The sequence below is a fragment of the Eubacterium sp. An11 genome (assembly GCF_002161065.1).
In the GTDB taxonomy this organism is placed as follows: Bacteria; Bacillota; Clostridia; order Lachnospirales; family Lachnospiraceae; genus Anaerobutyricum; species Anaerobutyricum faecale.
The window spans coordinates 72,076-95,491 of record NZ_NFLV01000006.1 but is presented as its reverse complement, the minus strand read 5'-3'; the positions used below and the strand labels follow the sequence as shown (position 1 = coordinate 95,491).

The following is a 23,416-nucleotide window of genomic DNA, read 5'->3' as shown; positions in this document are numbered from 1 at the left end:
GGCGCGATACCCGGTCCGGTTTCGCCTCAAAGCAAAATCGGCCGGTGAGCGGGGCGGTTTGTCCGGGTATCATCATAATTTTTTATTCTGTTTTTACGAGGAGAGTTTATTATAATGAAGATTATTCTGGCATCCGGCTCTCCCAGAAGGAAAGAACTTCTGGAGCAGGCCGGATATGATTTTATCATAGAGGTCAGCGATGCCGACGAAAATATACAGGCGCCCCATCCGGGAGAACTGGTGGAGGAACTGTCCCACCGGAAAGCGGAGGCTGTGGCAGGACCGCATCAGGATGCGGCGGACGCTGTCACAGTGATCGGCGCGGATACAGTGGTAGCCATTGATGGCAAGGTCCTGGGCAAACCAGATGGGGAGGAAGGCGCGGTAAAGATGCTTCGTTCTCTTTCCGGCAGGACTCATCAGGTTTACACTGGGGTGTCCCTGCTTCTTTTGTCGGATGGACATCTGATCGCGGAAGAAAAGTTTCATGTGTGTACGGATGTGACCATGCGGGAAATGACCGATGAGGAGATCCGCTGGTATGTGTCCACCGGAGAACCTATGGACAAGGCGGGCGCTTACGGAATCCAGGGAAGAGCCGCAGTGTTTATTTCCGGCATCTGCGGAGATTATTATAATGTGGTCGGACTGCCTCTCTGTGAGCTGGTAAGCCGCCTGCGCCGGTTATGGAAGGAAAACGGAATTGATGAGTGAGGGCGGAAAAGCATTGGAACGGGAGATTTTAAAGAGAAAGACAGTAGTGGCTGAAAGGAGACAGAAAGTAAAGCGGAACGGCTGTTCCGAAAAATGGAGGATGTCTCCGCTGAAGCTAAAAAATACTGTTCTGGCAGCGGCTCTTGTGTTTTGTCTTAGCGTCGGGATGCTGGCGGGGTGTCAAAAAGAAGGGGCGGCCGATGGCGGCAGTTCTTTCCGTATTGTCACGTCCTTCTATCCCCTCTATATCATGGTCATGAATCTCACCGATGGTGTAGATGGGGTGGAGATCGCGAATATGGCGGAACCACAGACCGGATGTCTCCATGATTATCAGCTCCGTCCGGGAGATCTGGTATCCCTGGAGGGGGCCGATGTGTTTCTGGCCAACGGCGGTGGTATGGAAGATTTTCTTTCGGATGTGCTCGATACGTATCCGTCTCTGAATATTTTATATGCTTTAGACGGAGTGGAAACCGGTGCGCTTCTCCCCGGGGAGGAACACGCCCATGAAGGACACGAACATGCCCATGAGGAGGAAGATCAGCCTGAAGATCAGTCTGTATCTGCGGCAGAGGAGGATTTTGCCCACCGGGATGAGGGATTCGGGGCAGAGGCTGTTTCTGCTGATCACACGGATGCGTCCGCCGGCGATCTGGAGTCCGGGGAAGTCAACCCGCATACCTGGCTGAACCCGGAACTTTATGAACAGGAACTTTCATATATTGCTTCCGCTCTGGGTGAGATGGACCCGGCTCACCGGGAAGAGTATGAGCAGAACTATCTGGAATATAAAGAGAAAATTGACACTCTGATGGCAGAAAATGAAGATTTAAAAACCATCACCCCGAAGAAGGGCTGTGTACTTCTCCATGAAAGTTTTGCCTATCTGGCAGATGCCTTTGGCTTTCCGGTTCTGGAAACAGTCGATGTGGAAAAGGACAGCGGTTTTTCGGCAAAAGAAATCCGCACGCTCATCGATCTGGTGGAAGAAGCCGGAGACGGGATCATTTTATCTGACAGTCAGTATTCAGGGCGGATATCCAATCTGCTGGCGGGAGAGACAGGGATGGAAGTGTATCAGCTGGATTCCTGCGTCAGCGGGGAGTATGACAGGGATGCCTGGCTGGACAGCATGAGAAAGAACCTGGAAGCATTGAAAACTGCGGCGCAGAATGCCGATAGTCTGGAGGAATAAAAATGCGGCGAATCAAACCGAAAATGTGCGGAAATCACTGCACAAAAATTGAACATGTGGATGTCACTCTGGATAATAATCATATTTTGGAAGATGTAAATTTTCATCTCTACTGCGGGGAGATGCTGACCATAATCGGAAAAAACGGCGCCGGCAAATCCACGCTCATGAAAGCGCTGCTGGGAGAAATTCCTTATAAAGGAAGAATCATTTTTGAGGATATGCGCAGTGGCCGGCGGAGCCGGATGAAAATCGGTTATGTACCGCAGCACCTGGCTTTTGATAAAAACACGCCCACCACGGTGTATGATTTCTTTGCATCCTGTATCAGCCGTCGTCCGGTGTGGCTTATGAAGGATAAAAGAACCTATGAAAAAGTAAAAGAGGAGCTGTCGCATTTTCAGGCGGAGGATCTCATCGACCAATGTCTGGGAGACCTGTCCGGGGGAGAACTGCAGCGGGTGCTTCTTTCTGTGGCTACCTGCCCGATGCCCAACCTGCTGCTTCTGGATGAGCCGATTTCCGGTATTGACAGGAACGGAACCACTCTTTTTTATGAGCTTCTGGATGAGTTGAAGGGGAAATATGACCTGTCTATTTTGATGATCAGCCATGATCTGGATTTTGTCTACGAGTATTCTGACCGGGTGATTTTACTGGATAAAACTGTGGAGGCCGAAGGAACGCCGGAGCAGGTATACCGGACCGATGTGTTCCGGAAAACGTTCGGATATGCGGAACATCCGCTGTTTGCACCATCTGCGGCGGCGCTGTCCGGTCGTAAAGCAGAGGAGGAATGACTATGTTTGAATATGAATTTATGAAAAATGCCCTGGCGGCAGTGCTGCTGATCACCCCTCTGTTCGGACTGCTGGGGACAATGATCGTCAATAACAAGATGGCGTTCTTTTCCGACGCCCTGGGACATTCGGCAATCACCGGCATTGCTCTGGGCGTGATCCTTGGCATGACTGATACGACCCTTTCCATGATTCTCTTCGGTATCCTGTTTGCCCTGCTCTTAAACTGGATTAAATACCGGGGCAAGGCCGGTGCCGAGACGGTCATTAGCGTGTTTGCCTCCTGCGGCCTCGCAGTGGGACTGGCAGTACTGTCTGTGGGAGGGAATTTTTCAAAATATAACTCTCTCCTGATCGGAGATATTTTAAGTATCACCCGTACAGAGCTTTGGGGGCTGCTCATCGCCTTCGCTTTGACGGTGGCATTCTGGCTGTTTTGTTTTAACCGTCTGCATTTCGTCAGCGTTAATCCGTCCCTGGCCCAGAGCAAGGGAATTTCGGTGCGTCTGTATGATAACCTGTTCGTGATTCTGCTGGCCATCATCGTCATGCTGTCCATCCAGTGGGTGGGACTTTTGATCATCAACGCCCTGCTGATTCTTCCGGCAGCGGCGGCGAGAAATCTGGCGAGAAATATGCGCAGTTATCATCTCTTCTCCGTCCTCATCGCCGTGGTCTGTGGCGTGGCCGGACTGATTCTTTCTTACTATACGGACATTGCCACCGGGCCGATGATCGTGTTGCTGGCCTCCGGTGTATTTTTCCTGACCTTCTTAAAAAGAGCATGAGAATGCTCTTTTTTTATGAAATTGGGATTTGTAAAGGTGATGACAGATTTCTCATATATCAGACGATGCCATTCGTTTTCATACAGTTCCTCCCGGCTCGACCCTCACTCGGACTGCTGATATTTTCTGATCAGCAGGTCTTAGACAGTCCTCCCTCACAGCTCACGGTCGGAATCTGTATGCACTCCGAATAGCATCTGTATATTGGAAAAATCTCTGTTCCACCTTTACAAAAATCCTGTGCTACGTTGACAAAACAGCAGGTTATGGCTACAGATGAATCAGCGGGTACCAAAATTTACGGTCGCGTCTGTCTGGCATGAACTTACAGAGCCAGCCACACAGGTAACGCTTCTGTCGGTTTGAATCAGGTATTTTTGTTATCATCGATGGGACCGTTTAATAATCAAAACTGCCACAATCTGTTGTTTCGCCAGAGTAGCCAGGATTCTTTGTAAATCTCTATGCACGCAGACTGCATTTGGAGAAGACGAGGTATTGATATGGTTTGACGACGACTGTGAGCGCAGGCGTCTGATTTATATTGACGAAATACAGTCAGGTACCAGTCTGCCGAAGTGGAGGAGGAGAACTTTTATCAATGCCTTGTCTTCGGTAAAGCAGCCTTCTGTGGGCTGCAAAGAGATTTACAAATCCCCAGCTGCTTTCGTATCTTCTCCAGTGTTTTAAAATAAACGCCATAGATAAAAATACCAATCATCAGCAGCACGCAGAAGCAGACGCCCAGTCCCACGATTTCCGGGCCGGAGAAGGTGTTGTCATTGGCGTACATGATCATAATGTAAAGGAGAAACATGACGGTCATGCCCACAGTGGCCGGAACGGTGAAGACTTTGCCGCACTGGTTTTTGACCTCCTGTGCCAGGAATTTTGGCGATGCGCCCAGCCGACGCAGATCATCAAAGACGTAACGGTTGTTGAGGGCGATGGTCTGGCAGCGGGTGTAGCAGATGATCAGAGCCGCTGTGAAACAGATGATGGCGATGAAGAGGAACATCATCAGGAAAACGGCGAAGTTCTGCATAAAGTCATTCTGATCCAGAAGGCGGATTTTCGGCATATAGCTCCAGTACATGCGGAAGTCCGTGGAGTCCGGGTTGTCATAGCTGACCTTAGTCATCTCGTCGGTGTCGCCCCAGTAGACTTGACCGTTTTGTTCAGCCACATATTTTGCCACCCGGTCGTAGGCGTTGATAACTTCGCAGCTGGAGTCAAAAGAATGAACAAAGTTTAGGTAAAGCTGTCTGGCAAATTCGTAATTATCTTCCCCGTCCACATTGAATAAGAATATATTTCCCTTCCAGTCATCGGTGAGATTTTGGGACAGAGCGGCAAAGTCGCTGTTGTCCACCACATAAAAGCTGCTGCTGGTACCCGACATGAGATCATACTGAAGAAATCCGGCAAACTTTGTGTCGAAGCTTTCCATGGTGCACATATTGGTGAACTTGGTCAGATCAGTGGTGATCCAGTAGGAATCTTCCTGGCTGGTGGAAGTGGTGCCATAGCAGACGCCTGCCGGAATGTCGATATCATCTCCGGTAATCTGATTGTAAGTGTCCTCGGAGATGATTTTACATTCGGAGAGCAGGGGAGCATATTCGTAATGAAATTGTCGTCCGTCTTCCACCCTGGTGTTGCCGTCTGTGGCCAGGCTCAGGTATTCATGATCCTGCCAGCCGGTCAGCTTCAGGTCGTAGCCGGCGGCCAGATCCTCGATTGCTGCCTGGTCCGGAACATTCTGATCGGCCCGGTTGTAAAAGAAATAATCATAGTCCCGGCTGCTGGTCTCCAGGATGGAGGAGGTGGAGAGGATCGGAATATAGAAAATACCGAAACATCCTCCGGCGATGAGTACCGTGCTGACCAGAAGATTATTTACCGTCTGCCTGCCCTGAAACTTCATCATACTGCGGGCAATGATATTTTTGTAAGGATGTTTTTTCCGGCGGCTCCATCCGTGGACGACGGTATGGAGCATGATCATGTAAAGTCCTATAAAGACCGGCGCGTATAAAATATTGATCCATTCCGGCGGATAGGCCGAAAAAACATTCATGTAAACGCCGGGAGCTCCGTAGCCGATGATGGCGCCGGCAAAGAGAATGATGATGCCCGCCGGGCCGCACCACCGTCCCGGTTCACGGACGGGTTCATTCTTGTGTTCTTCCTGTACGATATCGATGATGTTGGTTTTCCGGAGATATCTCCATGCGGTCAGGCAGGAAAAAGCAATGACGATGAGAAGAAACATCGCGGACACGACCAGACATGTAAAGTCAAAATGTAATGTCATCTCAGCACTGTCGACTACAAACAGCCGGAACCCGTTCCAGAGCAGCCATACAAATGGAAAACCGGCGATGATCCCCAGCACGGAAGAGCCGGCGCTCAGGGTAAAAACTTCACGGAATAATCCCGGCGCCAGGCGGTTCCGGGAGGCGCCCAGTGCCATCAGTATGCCCAGCTGGCGGGATTTTTTGCGGAAAAATAAACTGGACGCGTAGATGGTGAAAATCACGCAGCCGAAGAGAGAAAGTACAAAAATTGCGTACATCTGTTTTCGGCTGTCTCCGCCTTCCGGCAGAATACCAAGGATGGTTGGTGAAAACATCATGGCAGAATACGCGGAAATCAGCATCAGAGAGATAAAATTACAGAACAGGTACAGAGATGCCTGTTTCCGGTCGGCCTTCTGAAGTTTCCGCTCCATGGACTGCATGGTGTTGTTTGATTTTTCTGTTTTCATATGAAATCTCCTTCCTTTTTGATAGTGTTCGACCGCGGATGCGTGTTACTCGCTCATTTCTTTGATGGCGTCCAGAAGCTGGTCCTGGAAATCGCTGCGGCTGCCGGTTTTCTCCAGCTGCCGGTGGACGGTTCCGTCTTTCAGGAGGATAACCCGGTCGCAGAAGGAGGCGGCGAAGCTGTCATGGGTCACCATGAAAATGGTAGCATTCATTTGTTTCTTGGCGTGTTTGAAGGAATCAATGACGGTGCGGCTGGACTTACTGTCCAGATTTCCTGTGGGTTCGTCGGCAAGAATCACATAAGGGTCATTGATGAGACTGCGGGCCACAGCCGTCCGCTGTTTTTCACCGCCGGAAATCTCGGCCGGATATTTATTCCTGATGTGTTCAATGCCGAAAAGAGCGATCAGCCGGTCGGCAAAAGTTTCTGCCTCCTGATCCACCTTTCCCTGAATGATGCGGGGAACAAGAATGTTCTCGCGAACCGTGAGTCCGTCCAGCAGCATGAAATCCTGAAACACAAATCCCAGTTTTTCATTTCGCACCTTTGCCAGCTCTGTTTCGCTGAGATTGGTAAGCTGTGTGCCGCCCAGGGTAATTTCCCCCTTATCAAAAGGAATATAGCAGGAAATACAGTTTAAGAGGGTGCTCTTGCCGGAACCGGATGGCCCCATCACCGCCACGAATTCCCCCTTGGCAATCTGAAAACTGACGCCTTTCAGTACCGGGTACTCTTTGTTGCCTACTATGTAAGATTTGTGAAGATTTTTAACATATAACATATGGTATCCTTCCTTTCTGATCGTTGTATGCGCATCGCGCTCTGTTGATATTCCCAATATAGCACGATACAGATCCGGACGGATTTTGCCATGTCAAAAATGGGAAGAGTAATGAAAAGTTTGGGAAGGCGCTGCAGAAAATGTAAAGAATGGTACGATGGATGTAAAGTTTGGCGCTGATCTTTGCCGGGATGCTCCCGGCGGGGGTTGACACTGCCTGCGGGAGAAGATATTCTGATAAAAAAGAAGAAATCAGGAAGAAAAGGAGAGGATCGTGTGCTGAGAATAGGCATCTGCGATGACGAGACCGGCGCCCGGGATACCCTCTGGATGCAGCTTTCAAAGCTGCTCCGGGAAGGAAGCGAAGAGGTGGTCTATGATTTTTCGTCGGGGAAAAGTGCGGTGAACTGGCTGGAGAAACATCCGGGGGAGATTGACTTATTATTTCTGGATGTGGAGATGGAAGGATTCAATGGCATGGAGACGGCAAGGAAGATCCGGGAATTCAATGAGAATCTGCTCATTGTGTTCGTGACAGGATATGCCGATTACGTGTTTGACGGATATAGTGTGGGAGCCCTGGATTATCTGATGAAACCGGTGAAAGAGGATCGTCTGGCGGCGGTGCTTGAACGTGTCCGGGAAAAAATGTACAGAGCGGATGAGCAGAACTTTGTGGTGAGGAACACGGAGGGAACGTATCGTTTCTCTTATAAGGATATTTTGTATTTCTACAGCGAAAAGAGAAAGGTGACGCTGGTGACCGCCTCAGGAGAATACGCCTTTTATGATAAACTGGACGCCGTGGAAGAGAGGCTGGGGGAAGGCTTTGTACGGATCCATCAGAGATATCTTGTCAGCGCCAATGCGGTCAGCCGTATTGGGAAAACATTTGTGGAAGTGGGAGAATACACTTTACCGGTGAGCCGTTCCCTCCGGGAGAAGGCAGCAGGGAAACTGGCCAAGGCCATGCTGGAGGGGTGACGCAGGATGGAGATGATAGTGTCCCATATATATGATCTGGTTTTAATGCCAACATTCTGGCAGTGGACGGGAATGTTTGTAGTTGCTGTTTTTATTGCGGGTTCAATGTGGAATCTGTTTCGGATAAAGAAATGCTGGTGGAGTGTTGTGCTGCTGGTGGTTCTGGGATTTTTAGCCGGCGGCACGGTGGTTTACATTGGTGATCTGGCCAATCTGCCGCCGACTTTTCTTGTGATCCTTCTTATCATATGGGTCTGCTGTGAGGACAGCGGCTGGAAGAAGCTCTGTATGGGGCTGCTTTTTGGCAGCACTATGTTTGCCTGGAATGCCATTGTGGATAATTTTATCCGCAATCATCCGGAGTATTTTTTATTGCCAAGAGTGATATTTGCGTTTTTATTTTATGTGATAACACGGCTGGCGGCGCCGGAGAAGGATGAGGATCTGGCTCCGGGCATGTGGCGGCTGATCCTGCTTCTTACCATGGTTCCGGTGGGAAATGTGCTGAGCACGGTCCTGCTGTCTGATGAGCGGTGGGAACCGGGGCGGCTGGATCTGCGTCTGCATTTTGCGGTGCTCTGTCTGTCCCTTGTGGCGTTTGTGGGGCTGCTCTGGGCCATCCGTGTGCTGGTGCGCCAGCGGAAGCTTGAGCAGGAAGCCATGTATGCGCGGATGAATCAGAAATATTATGAATCCATGGAACAGCAGCATTTTGAGATCCGCAGGCTCCGGCACGATATGGCTAATCACCTGCAGACGCTTTCCGCTCTGCCGGAAGAGGAACGGCAGCGATACATTGAAGAACTTCTGGCAGGCAGCGCGGTGACGAAGACTTTAAATTATTGTGGGGATTCCACGGTCAATGCCGTATTGTCTGTCAAAGAGACATTTTTAAGGCAGCAGCACATTTCCTGGGAGATAAAGCTGGATATTCCGGAGGAACTGCCCTTTGAGAAGGCGGACATCTGTGCGATTTTTGCCAATGGGCTTGACAATGCGGCGGAAGCCTGCGTGAAGCTTCCGGAAAAAGAGCGAAAAATCACCCTGCAGGGCCGGGCGGGAAAAGGAATGCTGGCGTTGAAGATCATAAATCCATGTGAAGCCGGCCGGACAGGCAAAAAAACGGCAGTATCAGGGGGAGTGCGCATGGCAAAGGGAAAACAACCTGCGGAGAACAAAAACACTGCCGCAGCGAAGAACAGCGTACTGCCGGGAACCACAAAGGGAGACCGGAAGAAACATGGATATGGTCTCAGAAGTATTGAGGAAAGCGTTCTCAGATACGGCGGAAATATGGAGATCTATGAGGGGGAGGGAGACTTTGAATTGTTCTGTTATCTGCCGTTTCCACTTTCAAAATGAAGGCTGAACATAAAAAAGTTGAAAGAAAATCATGAAAAAATGCAAAAAACGTGAATAATCATTCAAATCTTGTGAAAAAACTGTGGAAAAATGAAAAATGCCTTGAATTATTATTCATAGTTATGTAATATAATAGTAACACCAATTGCGAGGAGTCCTGCAGAGCAGGATTCTTTCTTATTGAGTCAGGAGGGATAGATATGCCGAAACAGGAAAACATGAAGATGGAGGACATAGAGGAATTAAAGGTCGATATGGATATTCTGGAAGATGAGCTGATGCACAGCCACAGAATCGATCCGAATCTCTATCTGGAGTATGACGTGAAAAGAGGTCTGCGTGATGCCAACGGTAAAGGTGTGCTGACCGGCCTCACAGAGATTTCTGATGTCAGCGGATATGACCTGGTGGGCGGGCGGAAGATTCCTTCTGAAGGACATCTGTATTATCAGGGAATTGATATCTGTGATCTGGTGGCAGGTATGAAGGGACGCAGGTATGGTTTTGAGGAAGCCATCTATCTGCTGATGTTCGGAAAACTGCCGGATAAGAAAGAGATGGAACGTTTCCAGGACGTGATGTTTGAGCTGGAAAGTCTGAGCAACCGCTTTGTCCGTGATGTGATCATGAAGGCTTCCAATCAGAATATCATGAATGCCATGCAGCGATGTGTGCTGACGTTATATACATATGATGAAGATCCGGAGAACATTTCCCCGAGAAATGTACTGCGCCAGTCCATGGATTTGATCGCCAAGCTGCCGCTCATCGCGGTTTATTCTTATCATGCTTACCGCCATTTTCGTCTGGATGAGACTCTGTTCATCCGTAATCCGGAAAAGGGACTGTCTCTGGCGGAGAACATTCTTCTCATGCTCCGGCCGGACAGACAATATACGGAGCTGGAGGCCAGAGTTCTTGATATCGCCCTGATTCTCCATGCGGAACACGGCGGCGGAAACAATTCTTCTTTTACCACGAGGGTGGTATCTTCATCGGGAACGGATACCTATTCTTCCGTGGCGGCTTCCATCGGTTCCCTGAAGGGACCGCGGCACGGCGGCGCCAACCTGAAGGCACAGAGGATGTTTGATGACATCAAAGAAAATGTGAAGGACTGGAGCAATGAGGGAGAAGTGTCCGATTATCTGCAGAAGATTCTTGATAAGAAGGCTTTTGACCGTTCGGGTCTGATCTACGGCATGGGTCATGCGGTCTACACCCTGTCGGATCCCCGCGAGATTATTTTAAAGAAGTTTGCCCGCTCTCTGGCGGAAGAAAAGGGAAGGATGGAAGAGTTTGCTCTCTATGATCTGATCGAGAGAACTGCGAAAAAACTGATTCCGGCCCATAGAAATACCTTTAAGCCGGTCTGCGCCAATGTGGATTTCTACAGTGGGTTTGTGTATACCATGCTTGGAATCCCGCAGGAATTGTTTACACCGCTCTTTGCCATTGCCCGTATGCCTGGCTGGAGTGCGCATCGCCTGGAAGAGCTCATTAACGCCGGAAAGATCATCCGTCCGGCTTATAAATATGTGGGACATCATACGAAGTATGTGCCTCTGGAAGAACGATAAAGGATGGAGGCGGCTCTTTGGAAACAGCGGCAGCGGTTTCAGGCGGCCGGTGATTTCCCTGCCCGGAGCGAAGCGGTCTGGGAGATGATCATCGTCTGCCAGAACCGGCCGTTTTATACTGTGAGAAATTGTGAATTCTGCTATACGGTGAAGGGGCATGAAATAAAAATCAGCAGGAAGGAAAAGACCATTACCCGTGTGACTGTGGAAGTGGCTCTTCGGAAAGCCCTGGCGCTGAAAGTGGTGGACGGACCTAAAAAGCTGGGAGTATTCGGCGCTTCTTACCTGTATCCCTTGTTTCTTTATTTTGGGATCATAACCAAAAAAGAATAATAACAAAAAATGACATCCATGGGAAAATGTCCGGGAAACTGCCGGGTATCCATGGATGTCATTTTTTGTTTGGAAGGAGAATCCTGTTTGGAAGGATTTCCTTTTGAAAATGTGACGAGTCGTTGAGGAGGATCCTTTCAGAGCAGCCTACAGCCGGGCAGTGTTCCTGCTGCAAAAGGATGATTCTTTGGGACACTGCAGATGCTCTGTCTCCTGATGGTATAAAAGATATTCTCTCATAATGGCAATAAATTCTCCCACGGTTGGCTTCTTTTCCAGAGGATAACCGGCAATCTGGCTCAGCAGACCGGGATTCCTCTTCCAGATAGCGGTGATAACGGTGCGGATATCCCGTTCCACCGAGTATATGGTTGTGTGATATTTTTTTGCCACATCCGGGTACAGTTCTTTGGTCACAGAAAGCAGGTACTGACTGTTTTCCATAGAAAGATTGATCGCGTGGATCACATAGTCAAAGCCGATATACCGCGGCGTGGCGCCAAGATTCAGAAGAAGACGCCGGACTGCCGCAGGAGAATAGTTTATATCAGTGGATATCATTTTTGTTCCTCCCTTCCAATTGTTCGGGCATCTTTTAGAAAGCGCAGATCCTGTGGCCCGGAAAGACCCGGAAACAGCGCAGATGTTAGCGAAAAAATATATTGGCGGAAAAACCTCCTGCACTCGACATGATATATGAAAATTTTATCTTTGCTTCCGTTTTTTGACAAGGAAGTATACCTCAGGAACAGACGTGAATTTGGAGAAGGTGGTAAAAGCAGAGGGGAACAAATGTGCACATGACGGCGCTTTCCTTTTTTAAGCATTATGGAAAAAATTATAAGATAATAAACAGGTTACAAACAATACGGAATGTGCTATCATAAGGTGGAATTTGTCGATGCGAGCTGTGGTATACGGGCTTCCGTAAAAACGGCTCTTTTATGACTTTTCCCGGACAGACCTGCATATGAGACACCAGTGAACCAGGATTCCGTTTTCGGAGAATTCTGGGGGAAAGGAGTGGAGACACGAAGATGGAAGAATTAATTGATTTGCAGCTGATGATCTTTTCGTTGATTGCCATTGGACTGATTGTCAAAAAGATTGGGATGGTGGGAACTGCCGGACAGAAGAATCTTACAGATCTGGTAGTTAATCTGATTCTTCCCTGCAATATCATTGAGTCGTTTATGGTGAAGTTTTCCATGGATATCGCGACGGACTTTGCGGGTATTTTTATCATTTCCCTGATCATTCAGGCAGGATGCGTGCTTCTTGGACATCTGTTGTTCCGGAATACCACCGAAGGACGGCGGAAATGTCTGCGGTATGGGACCATCTGTTCCAATGCCGGTTTCATGGGTAATCCGCTGGCGGAGGGAGTGTTTGGTTCCATGGGACTGACTTTGGCGTCCGTGTATCTGATCCCTCAGCGGGTGATGATGTGGTCAGAGGGCATTACGGTATTTACGGAGGCACCCAGCAAAAAGGCGCTGATCAAGAAGGTGATGACACATCCCTGTATCCTGGCCTGTATCATCGGTCTGTTTTTGATGCTGACCGGGCTGCGGCCGCCGGCCTTTGCCAACGATGTGATTTCGGCGGTGGGAGACTGCAACACGGCAGTGTCCATGATGGTCATCGGAATGATTCTGGCTGATGCGGATCCAAAGACGCTGCTGGATAAGGATATCTTGTTTTACACAGTTTTGAGACTGGTGATCATTCCGTTTCTGGTATGGGTGCCATGCCGGCTGCTGCATCTGGACAGTCTGGTCATGGGAGTCAGCGTGCTGCTTGCCGCCATGCCGGCAGGAGCCACCACAACGATTCTTGCAGCGCAGTATGACGGGGATTCAGAATTTGCTGTAAAACTGGTTGTTTTTTCCACGGCAGCTTCTCTGATCACCACTCCGTTATGGAGTATTCTGCTTTTGTAGGAACCGGAAACGGTAAAAAGAGTGAAAGAAATGACAGAATTCCTGCTTTTTATGTCATATAACTTGTTTTTTACATTAAAAAATTGTAAAATAGATTAGCAATTTTGAAAATCTGTAATATATTTCAGCAGGATCCATGCTAAGATGTAATGGTATAGAACGGAATGGAGAAAGGACAGGATGTGCTGTGGCGGTAATTGATTTTCATTCCCATATTCTTCCGGGTATAGATGACGGAAGCAAAAATACAGAGATGTCGATGGAGATGTTAAGAATGGCATCAGAACAGGGAGTAGATGTCATGTTGGCAACGTCTCATTTTTATGCTTCCAGGCACAGAATCGAAGATTTTCTGGCCAGAAGGCAGAGAGCCTATGAGAGGCTGGCGGCTGTGAAAAAGGATTTTGGCCCGGAGCTGAGGCTGGGGGCAGAAGTAGCCTTTTTCTCAGGCATGAGCCGGGCGGATCGTTTGGATGATCTCACCATTGAGGGGAGCCGGGCACTTTTGCTGGAAATGCCTTTTGGTCCGTGGAACAGATCGGATATCCGGGAAGTGGAGACATTGATCAGAAAGAGAGAGTTTCAGGTGATCCTCGCTCATCTGGAGCGTTATATGGGGATGTCCGAGAATAAAAAATGGATAGAAGAGCTGCTGGAGATGCCCCTGTATGTGCAGATCAATGCGGAGAGCCTTCTTGGCTGGCGCAGGCGCCGTCCGCTGATCAAGCTGTTTGAAAAGGGACAGGCACATTTCCTGGGAAGTGACTGCCACAGAGTGGAGCGGCGGGAGCCGAATCTGGGAAAGGGCAGAGCAGTACTTGAGAAAAAGCTTGGAAAAGCGTTTATAAATGCTATGGATGACAGAGGCAGCAGGCTGCTTCGGATAGGAGGAGAGACAGATGTCTGAGAAGATTACATACATTGTATGTGCCGTTTTGTTTGTGGTCCTTGTGGCCCTGATGATTTGTGAGAGCATGTATCCGGAAGGCGGGGCAGCGCTTCTCCAGAGTATCATGCAGTAATGCGGGAGGAAAGCGGAAGCTATGAATGAGAATAAAAACGGAAGGACGACCATGGACAGGAGCCGGGCGCTGCGGAAGCTGATCCCGCTTTTCATTGCTGTTATCGTGGTGGCAGCGGCGGTGGGCATTGCCTCCCGGACCATTGATCATCAGGAAGTGCCGGCGGAGAGTACGCAGCAGGCGGCGGTGGAGCCGCAGCCGCAGGAAGAGACTGTGGATATCAACGGTGTACAGTGCACGCCTAAGAAGAATATTAAGACATATCTGTTTATGGGGCTGGATTCCCGGGGTGAGGCAGAAGCTGCGGAAGAGTACGACGGCACGGGACAGTGCGACACTCTGCAGCTGCTGGTGCTCAATGAGGATGACAATACTTATACCAGGCTGCCCATCAACCGGGATACCATGACCGATGTCAAGTCTCTGGATACGGACGGTACCTATCTGGCCACGACTTATATGCAGATCTCCCTGGCCCATGCCACCGGCGACGGTATGGAGACCAGCTGTGAGAATACGGTGGACGCCGTTTCCGGACTGCTGTACGGGCAGCCTGTGGATGGATACGCCTCACTGAATATGGATGCCATTGAGGTGCTCAATCATCTGGTCGGCGGAGTGACCGTCACGGTGGAGGATGATTTTTCAAAAGAAGATCCGACGTTAAAAATGGGTGAAACAGTGACCCTTACCGATGAGCAGGCCATGCATTATGTCCGGGGCAGGATGAATGTGGGTGACGGAAGCAATGAAGGGCGTATGCGCCGGCAGTCGCAGTATTTATCTGCCCTCAAGGCGGAGCTTGCGGAGAAATGCCAGGCGGACAGCGCTTTTGCCCTGGATATTTATGACGCCCTGGAACCGTATATGGTGACGGATCTTTCCCGCAATGATTTCATCAAGCTGGCAGCGTCTCTGGTCAATGCAGAGGAACAGGAACCTCTGGAGATCCAGGGAACCAACGGCGAGGGAAAGACGGGCTTTAATGAATTTACCGTGGACCAGAACAGTCTGGCGGATACAGTGATACAACTGTTTTATGACAGAGTTGAAGATCAAGAATAAAGTACAGGAGAGAGAAGATGGGACTTGCAAACAGAAAAATAACAGATACAGGAACGGAACTTGAGGTGGTGAAAGATTCACACACTCTGACGGCAGTTCCGCTGCCTGATGCGGAAGATGAAATGGAAATCGATTTACTGGATCTGGCGTATGTGCTGCTGGATAAGATACACTATATTATCCTCTGCCTGCTGGCAGGGGCGGTGCTGCTCAATGCATTCTCGTTTTTCTGCATCCGGCCGACTTATCAGGCAACGGCAAAGATGTATGTGGTATCTGCATCCAATGATTCCGTGGTGGATCTGACAGATTTGAATATCGGAACTTCACTGACATCTGATTACGAACAGCTGATGCTCAGCTATCCGGTGCTGGATCAGGTGATCGACGAGCTGGATCTTGATATGGAGACAGAGGATCTGGCGCAGATGGTTACTTTGGAGAATCCGCAGGATACCCGTATTTTAAATGTAACCGCCACCAGCACAGATCCGGTGGAGGCCATGAATATTGCCAACAAGCTGACGGAGGTTTCCGTGGAATATCTTCCGGAGACCATGAGTACCAATCCTCCGAATATCGCGCAGCAGGCGCAGCTGCCGGATGAGAAGGCGGCTCCGAGTTATGCACGATACACGCTGATCGGCGCGCTGCTGGGAGCGATCCTCTACTGTGCTTATCTGACGGTTCGTTATCTGCTGGATGATACGATCCGCACCTTGGAAGATATGGAGAAGTATTTCGGCGTGGTTCCGCTGACGTCCATTCCGGACAGCGATATTTTTGAAGAGCTGGAAAAACGCGAAGAGAAAGAGGACAGCGTAAAGAATAAAAAGAGAATCAGGAAGGAAAAACGGGCATGAAACAGATTGATATGAATATCCAGGCTTTACCTTATGCCGTAGAAGAGGCCATGAACCGTCTGCGTGTGAATATTAAGTTCTGTGGAAAGAATACAAAAAAGATACTGGTGATCAGCAGTGTTCCCAACGAGGGAAAGAGCACGGTGTCCGTACACCTGTGGAAGATGCTGGCGGAAGCAGGATTTCCTTCTGTGCTGGTGGATCTGGACCTGCGTAAGTCTGTGTTAAAAGACCGGCTGGAGTTTAAAAGTGAAGGGGAGATCCAGGGGCTGGATTATTACTTGTCAGGTCTTTCCGAATATCAGAATGTGGTATATGAAACCAATATCAGCAATGGTTACATTGTTCCGGTTTCCAATCTCCTGGAGAATCCGTCAGCGCTGCTGGAAGATCCGAGAATGGAAGAACTTCTGGACAGACTGGCAGAAGACTACCGGTATGTGATCATTGATTCCCCGCCGCTGGACAGTGTGGCGGATGGAGCGCTGATCGCCTCCTTCTGTGATGGCGCCATTTTAGTGGTGCGAAGCGGCATGACTTCCAGACGTCTGGTGAAACAGTCGATCCAGCAGCTGGAACGGGTAGGCTGCCGGCTCCTGGGCACGGTGTTGAATCGTGTGGAGACCAAGAGCAGAGCTTATCAGAAATACTACGGCAAATATGGCAATTATTACAGCGATTATTATGGCGGACATGGCGCAGAAAAGAAAGAAGGCTGAGCACTGTTCCGTCCCATGGATCAGAGTATGGTCATTGCCCTGAGGGATTTGTTGTATTTAAAATCACATTTTAATTATTTTCAGACGATTGTATTTTGGTAATTACATGCTCTGCCGGGATGAGAGGATTTCTCCTGCCGGCGGGGGATGCTAATTATATATAAGACAAATAATCATCCGGGGACGTGGCTGAGCCGGCTGTTTATTTGGTATAACAAGGAGGAACAAAGATATGCTTAACATGAAAAAAGCTATGGCTGTTGCTATGACTGTAGCTCTGATGGTTCCATCCACAGCATTTGCTGCAACATCTTCACCTGTGAAAACTACAATCAGCGGAAGTTATAACATTTCTTCCCAGTACACAGGCAAAGATGAAGTCCTGAAAATCACTGTCAACGGTAAAGAACTGGTTGAAGGTACAGACTTTGTCATCGACGGACAGCAGCCTACAGCAGCAGGAAGCTATAATTTAAAGATTAAAGGTATCGGTTTATATCAGGGTGATGCTACAATCGCTTATACGATCACAAAAGCAAGCAAACCGGTTTATAAACTGAACAAGAAAACAGAAAAGAAACTTGCAAAAGGCTTCAAGGCTAAAAAATTAAAAAATAAATCCAAAAAGATTAAACTGAAAGTTAAATCCGATGGAAAAGTTGTTTCTTACAAAGTTAAGGGCAAAAAAGCTAAAAAATGGGTTAAAGTAAGCAAAAAAGGTGTTGTTACTCTGATGAAGGGTATCAAGAAAGGTACTTACAAGATCCGCGTTAAGATTAAAGGTACAGATAACTTCAAGAAAGGTACAAGAACAATCAAGATTGTTGTTAAATAATTGAGGTTACTTTTACCATAAGAGGAAACAGGCATCCTGGCCACGCAGGGTGCCTGTTTTATTTTGGAGATCTGGCCGTGGCGGGTGGGTCCTTTTTTGGAATCTGCTGCCAGGGGATTTTGTTTTTGGGAAGACGGAAGCGCGCAGAGCCTTATTGATTGACAAATACCGCCAGGTTGTTTACAATGGGTAAAGATGTCTGAAAACGCCCGGCGGCGGGGAAACGGCCGGTTACCGTCAGGGCTGTGGAATGAATGAAGAGGACGCAGGAGAAGAGAGGTTATTATGTTTGAGAAGATGGAGAGAAAACTGGTAAATGTACTGCTTTTTTTTGACTTATTTAAAATGAAAACAAAGATTCCAAAAGATTTTACGGGAGTCATGAAAACCCAGGACAGACGGGTGCGCAAGCTCGTGCGAAAAGCGTATAAGATTCCTTTTTATAAGGAGCGTTTTGACAAGGCGGGGGTAAAACCGGAAGATATCCGGACGGGCGACGATTTGTCAAAGCTTCCGCTCCTTACTAAAGATGAGCTCCGGGCCTGGATGAACGAGGAGGCGAAGAATCCAAAGTATGCGGACTGGTTTCATGATACCACCAGCGGTTCTTCCGGCGTACCGCTGATGCTGCTGGTTTCTCCGAAGGAGAAGGCCTATAACATGGCGAACTGGTTCCGTGTCATGATGACGGCGGGATACAATCCGTTTTTTGGCAAGACCATGAGCCGCAAGAGCGCCCACAGCGTTACCGGAGGCAGCGATACGTTTCTGCAGCATTTTGGAATTCTCAGGAGAGGTTTTGTGGCCCAGTATGACCCGGAACCGGAGATCGTGAAACAGATCAACGCTTATCGACCGGATTTTCTCTATATGAACAAGAGTGAGTTCATGAGGATCTGCCTGTACTGCAAGAAGAACCATGTGGAACTGGCGAAACCGAAGTTTTACTGTCCGACCGGCGAGAAGATTGACGATACAGCCAGAAAGCTCTTCGCGGAGATTTTGGGACCGGGCATCATTGATTCCTACGGTACGGCGGAGACCGGAGCCGCCATGGTCCGTCTCTTTGACAGCAAGGAATATGTGGTGCATAATGATTCCTTTGTGGTGAACATTTATGATGAGAAGAACCGCCCGGCGAAGGAAGGAAATATTGTGGTGACGCCGCTTTATAAGACGGATCTGCCGCTGATCAATTACGCCATTGGAGACCGGGGAACCTGTGAGGTGAGAGACGGAGTCCGGTTCATCACCAGTGTACAGGGCCGGATGAATGATTTCTTCCGATATGAGACCGGGGAGGTTACCACATTTTTTGAGATTGCCCCGATTATCGCCCACTGCGAGGATATTTTTCAGATTCGTTTTATCCAGGAATCTTATTCAAAGATTCATATTCAGTGCGTACAGAATAAGGAGGTTTCCTCTCTGAGCGAAAAAGAAGTGGAGAAGCAGCTCACAGAGCAGCTCAATGCCCGGTTTAAGCATCCGTTTGAGATTGAATATGAATGGATGGATTCCATTCCGCCTGATGAAAATGGAAAGCTGCGGATGATCGTGTGCAAGGTAAAAGATGCCTGAGCCAGCATATATGACAGAAGAAGATGAAGCATCGGCTGCCGCGGGACGCAGAGAGGCGGCAGAAGCAGGCGACATATTGGAGGAAAACAAGAATGTCTGAACAAAGTGAAAAAAATACCCGGGGGCAGGAGATTCCCGCCTCCATGATTCAGCAGGGAAATAAAAGAAAACAGAATAAAAATGCGTCCTTAAATAAGATGGCCTTTACCTCTGGCTTCTTTTTTATTCTGGCGCAGCTGCTGGCCAGGGGATTTAACTTTATCGTGACGCCGATTTATTCCAGACTGTTGTCAGAGGCGCAGTACGGTATTGTGACCACCTATGAATCCTGGCTGCTCATTGCCTACACCATCATGTCCCTGTGTCTCTGGCGCAGTGTGGATGTGGCAAAACATGATTTCCCGGATGACTATAACGGATATGTATCCAGTGTTCATACCCTGTCGTATATTTCCATTGCCATTTTCTTTGGTATCTGCATGATTTTCAAAAAGCAGGTGCTGGCGTTCTGCGACATGGATGATCTGATGTTTTATATGATGTTCCTGTACGTGTTTACCTACACCAGTATGCTGTATATCCAGAGACGGGATAAGCAGGTGATGCGCTATAAATTCAGCACGGCGGCGACAGTGCTCACCATCATACCGGGCACCATTTTGTCCATTGTGCTTATCTATCAGGGCCGGGTGCAGGGATTCATCGATCAGCTGGTACACCGGCGGATCATTGGATATTATCTGCCGCAGATTATCGGCGGAGCGATCATCGCCATCATTCTCTGGTGGCAGGGAAAGAAGTTTGTCAATTTAAAGTATTGGAAATACGGCTTGAAATTCAGTCTTCCGCTGATTCCGGAGGCGTTATCGGTGCAGATCATGAACCAGTCGGACCGAATTCTCATCGGAAAGATCGTGGGAGCCACATCGGCCGGCATTTTTTCCATCGCTATGACGATTTCCTATGTGGTGTGGATTCTGGAGGATTCCGTCTGGAATGCCTGGATTCCGTGGCTTTACGAAAAGATTGCCAGGGAAGAGGCAGATGAGGTGGAAAAGCCATGGACCATTGTCATGCATATGTTCGGACTCCTGTCCTGGCTTCTTGTGGTGCTGGCCCCGGAAGAGATATTGATCCTGGGAGGAGCGCGGTATCAGGATGCAGTTTGGCTGGTGGCTCCGCTGGTGACGGGGACGCTGTTCCGTTTCTTCAGTTACAGCTATTCTGCGGTACAGAACTACTATAAACGGACCCAGTATGTGGCCATGGGAACCATTGGTTCCATGATATTCAACCTGATCATCAGCTATATTGGCATCACCCTTTTTGGATATATGGCGGCAGCTTACATGATGGCTATCAGCTATTTTGTCCTGCTCCTGATGCAGGGCATTCTGGAGCATAAGCTTACCGGTATGGTGATCGTGCCTCTGAAGAAAACGGTAAAGATCGCACTCATCTATCTGGCCGTGAACCTGGCAACCATGGGACTTTACAATGTGCCGTGGTTTATCCGCTATGTGGTGATCCTTGTGGTGGCTCTGGCAGCCTTTAAGATGTTCTATCCGGATATGAAAGCGGTGCTGAAGATGATCAAAAAGAAAAAATAAAGATAATGACAACAGATAGATGATCAGAAAGAAAAAATAAAAATCCTTCTCCGGTTTTGCGGATTACAGACAATGCTCTTTCCATTGCTCTGTTTTGCAAAAGGGAGAAGGATTTTTTTGAAGAAAAGGCCAGAACAGATATTCTGGCCTGAACGAACGACTATTCCACTTCTATTTTGATATTATCCATTGCTTTAAAAAGGAGATCCTGGGCTTCTTCCAAAGTCTCGCCTTTGGTGATAATGTGTCCGATACGGTCCGGTCCCACATGGAACTTGTGGACTTCATCGCCCGGTTTATAATCAAAGTGAACCTCACAAATATTGTCGTTATCTTCGTTGAGATTTTGAATGGATTTGATCACGCCGTCTTTCTGGCTCATGAGCAGATGGCTGGCGTTCGGTGTGTGCGGTTTCTTGAAAGTAAAGTCCGGATCTTCATCCAGGGCAGTCCGGAGAATCTTCTCATAATAGTCAAAACCATAATAGATGGAAACCAGTTCAGCCAGACAAGTGGCGCCGCAGCGGCCGCCGATTTCCAGAACATAGGTCTTTCCGTCTTTAAGGATGAAGTCCGCGTTGATGGCGCAGTTATCAAGGCCCATGGCTTTGACAGCCCGGCGCAGCTGGATCTTCGCATCTTCAATGACCTCTTCACTGAGGTTATATGGTGCGTAATGTCCGATAGGAACGCCGGTGTCTCCGTGGTAGACGTAATCTCCGTGAGGAAGAATAAAGGATACGTTGCCGTCGTAAGCGAAGGCCTGGGCGCCGAACTCCTCGCCCTCGATGAATTCTTCCACCAGGAAATAATCTTTTCTGGTATTTTCCTTCACATAAGCTACGGCGGAATCGAATTCCTCAAAAGAATCCACCCGGATGATTCCGCGGCTTCCTGAGGAGTCCACGGATTTAAAAATCAGAGGAAATGTAAGTTCTTTAACCGTCTTTTTGATATCGGTATCCGCAAAGGATACCTGTCGGAAACGGGCGGTTCGAACGCCGTACTCCTCATATCTGCTTTTCATCAGCATTTTGTCCACGGCAACCTTTGAAGCCTCATAGGAAAGGCCGTTGAGTCCCATGGCATCGCAAACCCTGCCGACAGTTTTCATGCAGACGTCGGTTCCTGCTGTGACAATTCCCTTGATGCGCTCCTTTTTGGCAATCTCAAGAATTTTATCCTCGTCTACAGTATTTTCATAATACACCTTGTCAGCCAGGGCGAACCCGGGGTAATTACCGGGGATGCTGACAACAATGGTATAAAGCCCCATTTTCTTAGCGGTTTCAATGAGGGGAACCTGGTAGATGCCAGCCCCCAGTATCATTATTTTTGTCACGGTTTTCCCTCCTGTAAAAGGTAGCATTGATTATATGTTTTTGTTTTCCGGATCATTTTCTTTGCCGGCAGGTATATCCGCCGGATTATCAGTTTTCTTTTCAGAGGCGGACATTTCCGCATGGTCGTAAACCTTTTTGACCACAAACTGCGGCTGTTTGTTCATTCCCAGGAACATCCGGCCCAGATATTCTCCGATCAGGCCCATGAACAGCATAATCACTCCGGAGAAAAAGCAGATGGCGCACATCATGGAAGGCCATCCGATCGCCATGGACGGAACTAAAAGCTTGCGGATCACCACAGCCACAGCACCGAGAATGCTGAGGAGCGAAAAGAAATATCCGCAGTAGGTCGCCATCCGAAGAGGGATGACAGAATAGCCCATGATATTGGACCATAATTGGATGAGCTTCTTGAAAGTGTAGCCGGATTCACCCACTTCCCTGTCAAAATGTTTGATGGGAATACAGCTGATGTTGCGGGTGGTCCGCAGGAACAGGCCCTGCAGATGTGTATAAGGGCTCTTGTACTGAATGACATAGTCTCTCACAAAACGCCGGATGACCCAGTAGCTGGAAGTCTTCATGTCCTTCGGTTTGCCAATGAGAATCCGGACGGTGAGGTAATTTACGAAGCTGCCGAAATTCCGGAAAAGGGAATGTTTCTTTTCCGGGTAGTAGCCATAGACGATGTCATATCCTTTATCGATCTCCGCCAGCAGATATTTCAGCTGGGACGGATGGGTCTGCATGTCGTCGTCCATGGCGATCAAAAGTTCGCCGGAAGCGTAATTCAAACCGGCCATCACGGCATTGTGCTGGCCGGAATTCTTTGCCAGCGAAATGACTTTTACAAAAGAATAATCCCGGGCGAGAGCTTTGAGCTCATCGAGGGTGGCTCCGCCATCAGGCGAATAATCATCCACGAGAACAAACTCATATTCGGAGATATTTAGATTCTCCAGCTCCGCTGCGGTCAGTTCCACCACTTTGCGGATGGTCTGTGATGATTTATAACAGGGAATAATAATCGAATGTAACACGGTGTTTCCTCCTGCTGCCGTCGGATCCGGGGAGCCTTTCTCCGAAAGAAGATCGCTGCTTTTCACAGAACGCAGTTCTT

General features: G+C 48.7%; 22 protein-coding genes. 17 read left to right on the top strand and 5 right to left on the bottom strand.

Features of this window, described 5'->3' with window-relative positions; all coding sequences use genetic code 11:
• The first annotated feature begins 114 nt into the window (after positions 1-114).
• Genes B5E53_RS06845 through B5E53_RS06830 form a run of 4 tightly spaced genes read left to right on the top strand, consistent with a single transcriptional unit; the run spans position 115 to position 3,500 of the window.
• A complete protein-coding gene (locus tag B5E53_RS06845; protein WP_343215607.1) occupies positions 115-714 on the top strand; it encodes a Maf family protein in 600 nt (199 codons plus the stop codon).
• On the top strand, positions 707-1,912 hold the full coding sequence (locus B5E53_RS06840; protein WP_140401449.1) for a metal ABC transporter substrate-binding protein: 1,206 nt from the start codon (positions 707-709) through the stop codon (positions 1,910-1,912). The genes B5E53_RS06845 and B5E53_RS06840 overlap by 8 nt, the downstream gene beginning before the upstream one ends.
• A 2-nt stretch (positions 1,913-1,914) precedes the next feature.
• A complete protein-coding gene (locus B5E53_RS06835) occupies positions 1,915-2,712 on the top strand; it encodes a metal ABC transporter ATP-binding protein (RefSeq protein ID WP_087313438.1) in 798 nt (265 codons plus the stop codon).
• A 2-nt stretch (positions 2,713-2,714) separates the two neighbouring features.
• On the top strand, positions 2,715-3,500 hold the full coding sequence (locus B5E53_RS06830; protein WP_242963563.1) for a metal ABC transporter permease: 786 nt from the start codon (positions 2,715-2,717) through the stop codon (positions 3,498-3,500).
• 598 nt (positions 3,501-4,098) lie between these two features.
• Here B5E53_RS06830 and B5E53_RS06820 read toward each other — a convergent pair.
• Together B5E53_RS06820 and B5E53_RS06815 are read right to left on the bottom strand one after the other, a co-directional pair.
• The gene (locus B5E53_RS06820) at positions 4,099-6,270 is read right to left on the bottom strand and encodes an ABC transporter permease (RefSeq protein WP_087313432.1); all 2,172 of its coding nucleotides are present in this window, start codon (positions 6,268-6,270) and stop codon (positions 4,099-4,101) included.
• A gap of 45 nt (positions 6,271-6,315) precedes the next feature.
• Positions 6,316-7,053, bottom strand: coding sequence for an ABC transporter ATP-binding protein (locus B5E53_RS06815; RefSeq protein ID WP_087313429.1), 738 nt, complete (start codon positions 7,051-7,053; stop codon positions 6,316-6,318).
• A 276-nt stretch (positions 7,054-7,329) separates the two neighbouring features.
• Between B5E53_RS06815 and B5E53_RS06810 the strand changes: the two genes are divergently transcribed.
• The 4 genes from B5E53_RS06810 to B5E53_RS06795 all read left to right on the top strand — a co-directional run bounded on the left by B5E53_RS06810 (position 7,330) and on the right by B5E53_RS06795 (position 11,312).
• On the top strand, positions 7,330-8,037 hold the full coding sequence (locus tag B5E53_RS06810; protein ID WP_087313644.1) for a LytTR family DNA-binding domain-containing protein: 708 nt from the start codon (positions 7,330-7,332) through the stop codon (positions 8,035-8,037).
• A 6-nt stretch (positions 8,038-8,043) separates the two neighbouring features.
• Positions 8,044-9,399, top strand: coding sequence for a sensor histidine kinase (locus B5E53_RS06805; RefSeq protein WP_087313427.1), 1,356 nt, complete (start codon positions 8,044-8,046; stop codon positions 9,397-9,399).
• Positions 9,400-9,599: 200 nt separating this feature from the next.
• Positions 9,600-10,979, top strand: a complete 1,380-nt coding sequence (locus tag B5E53_RS06800) for a citrate/2-methylcitrate synthase (protein WP_087313425.1) — start codon at positions 9,600-9,602, stop codon at positions 10,977-10,979.
• Positions 10,980-10,982: 3 nt separating this feature from the next.
• Entirely contained in the window at positions 10,983-11,312 is a 330-nt protein-coding gene (locus tag B5E53_RS06795; protein ID WP_087313423.1) for a hypothetical protein, read from the top strand.
• Between the two features lie 147 nt (positions 11,313-11,459).
• Here B5E53_RS06795 and B5E53_RS06790 read toward each other — a convergent pair whose 3' ends face one another.
• On the bottom strand, positions 11,460-11,873 hold the full coding sequence (locus B5E53_RS06790) for a sporulation initiation factor Spo0A C-terminal domain-containing protein (protein ID WP_087313421.1): 414 nt from the start codon (positions 11,871-11,873) through the stop codon (positions 11,460-11,462).
• A gap of 476 nt (positions 11,874-12,349) precedes the next feature.
• On the opposite strand from B5E53_RS06790, the gene B5E53_RS06785 reads away from it, so the two are divergent.
• The 9 genes from B5E53_RS06785 to B5E53_RS06750 all read left to right on the top strand — a co-directional run bounded on the left by B5E53_RS06785 (position 12,350) and on the right by B5E53_RS06750 (position 20,950).
• Positions 12,350-13,255, top strand: a complete 906-nt coding sequence (locus B5E53_RS06785; RefSeq protein ID WP_191532594.1) for an AEC family transporter — start codon at positions 12,350-12,352, stop codon at positions 13,253-13,255.
• A gap of 187 nt (positions 13,256-13,442) precedes the next feature.
• On the top strand, positions 13,443-14,162 hold the full coding sequence (locus tag B5E53_RS06780) for a CpsB/CapC family capsule biosynthesis tyrosine phosphatase (protein ID WP_087313640.1): 720 nt from the start codon (positions 13,443-13,445) through the stop codon (positions 14,160-14,162).
• Positions 14,155-14,277 (top strand): hypothetical protein, encoded by a 123-nt coding sequence (locus B5E53_RS19940; protein ID WP_275532670.1) that lies wholly within the window; start codon positions 14,155-14,157, stop codon positions 14,275-14,277. Before B5E53_RS06780 ends, B5E53_RS19940 begins: the two co-directional genes overlap by 8 nt.
• Positions 14,278-14,298: 21 nt before the next feature.
• Positions 14,299-15,342 (top strand): LCP family protein, encoded by a 1,044-nt coding sequence (locus B5E53_RS06775; RefSeq protein WP_087313419.1) that lies wholly within the window; start codon positions 14,299-14,301, stop codon positions 15,340-15,342.
• Between the two features lie 17 nt (positions 15,343-15,359).
• A complete protein-coding gene (locus tag B5E53_RS06770) occupies positions 15,360-16,205 on the top strand; it encodes a Wzz/FepE/Etk N-terminal domain-containing protein (RefSeq protein WP_087313417.1) in 846 nt (281 codons plus the stop codon).
• A complete protein-coding gene (locus B5E53_RS06765; protein ID WP_087313415.1) occupies positions 16,202-16,924 on the top strand; it encodes a CpsD/CapB family tyrosine-protein kinase in 723 nt (240 codons plus the stop codon). The genes B5E53_RS06770 and B5E53_RS06765 overlap by 4 nt, the downstream gene beginning before the upstream one ends.
• Before the next feature lie 232 nt (positions 16,925-17,156).
• A complete protein-coding gene (locus tag B5E53_RS06760; protein WP_087313413.1) occupies positions 17,157-17,759 on the top strand; it encodes a hypothetical protein in 603 nt (200 codons plus the stop codon).
• Between the two features lie 285 nt (positions 17,760-18,044).
• The gene (locus B5E53_RS06755) at positions 18,045-19,340 is read left to right on the top strand and encodes a phenylacetate--CoA ligase family protein (protein WP_087313411.1); all 1,296 of its coding nucleotides are present in this window, start codon (positions 18,045-18,047) and stop codon (positions 19,338-19,340) included.
• 92 nt (positions 19,341-19,432) lie between these two features.
• Positions 19,433-20,950 (top strand): oligosaccharide flippase family protein, encoded by a 1,518-nt coding sequence (locus B5E53_RS06750; RefSeq protein ID WP_242963561.1) that lies wholly within the window; start codon positions 19,433-19,435, stop codon positions 20,948-20,950.
• Positions 20,951-21,110: 160 nt separating this feature from the next.
• On the opposite strand, the gene B5E53_RS06745 is transcribed toward B5E53_RS06750, so the two are convergent.
• A complete protein-coding gene (locus B5E53_RS06745; protein ID WP_087313409.1) occupies positions 21,111-22,292 on the bottom strand; it encodes an ATP-grasp domain-containing protein in 1,182 nt (393 codons plus the stop codon).
• Positions 22,293-22,322: 30 nt separating this feature from the next.
• A complete protein-coding gene (locus B5E53_RS06740) occupies positions 22,323-23,336 on the bottom strand; it encodes a glycosyltransferase family 2 protein (RefSeq protein ID WP_087313637.1) in 1,014 nt (337 codons plus the stop codon).
• Positions 23,337-23,416 lie beyond the last annotated feature (80 nt).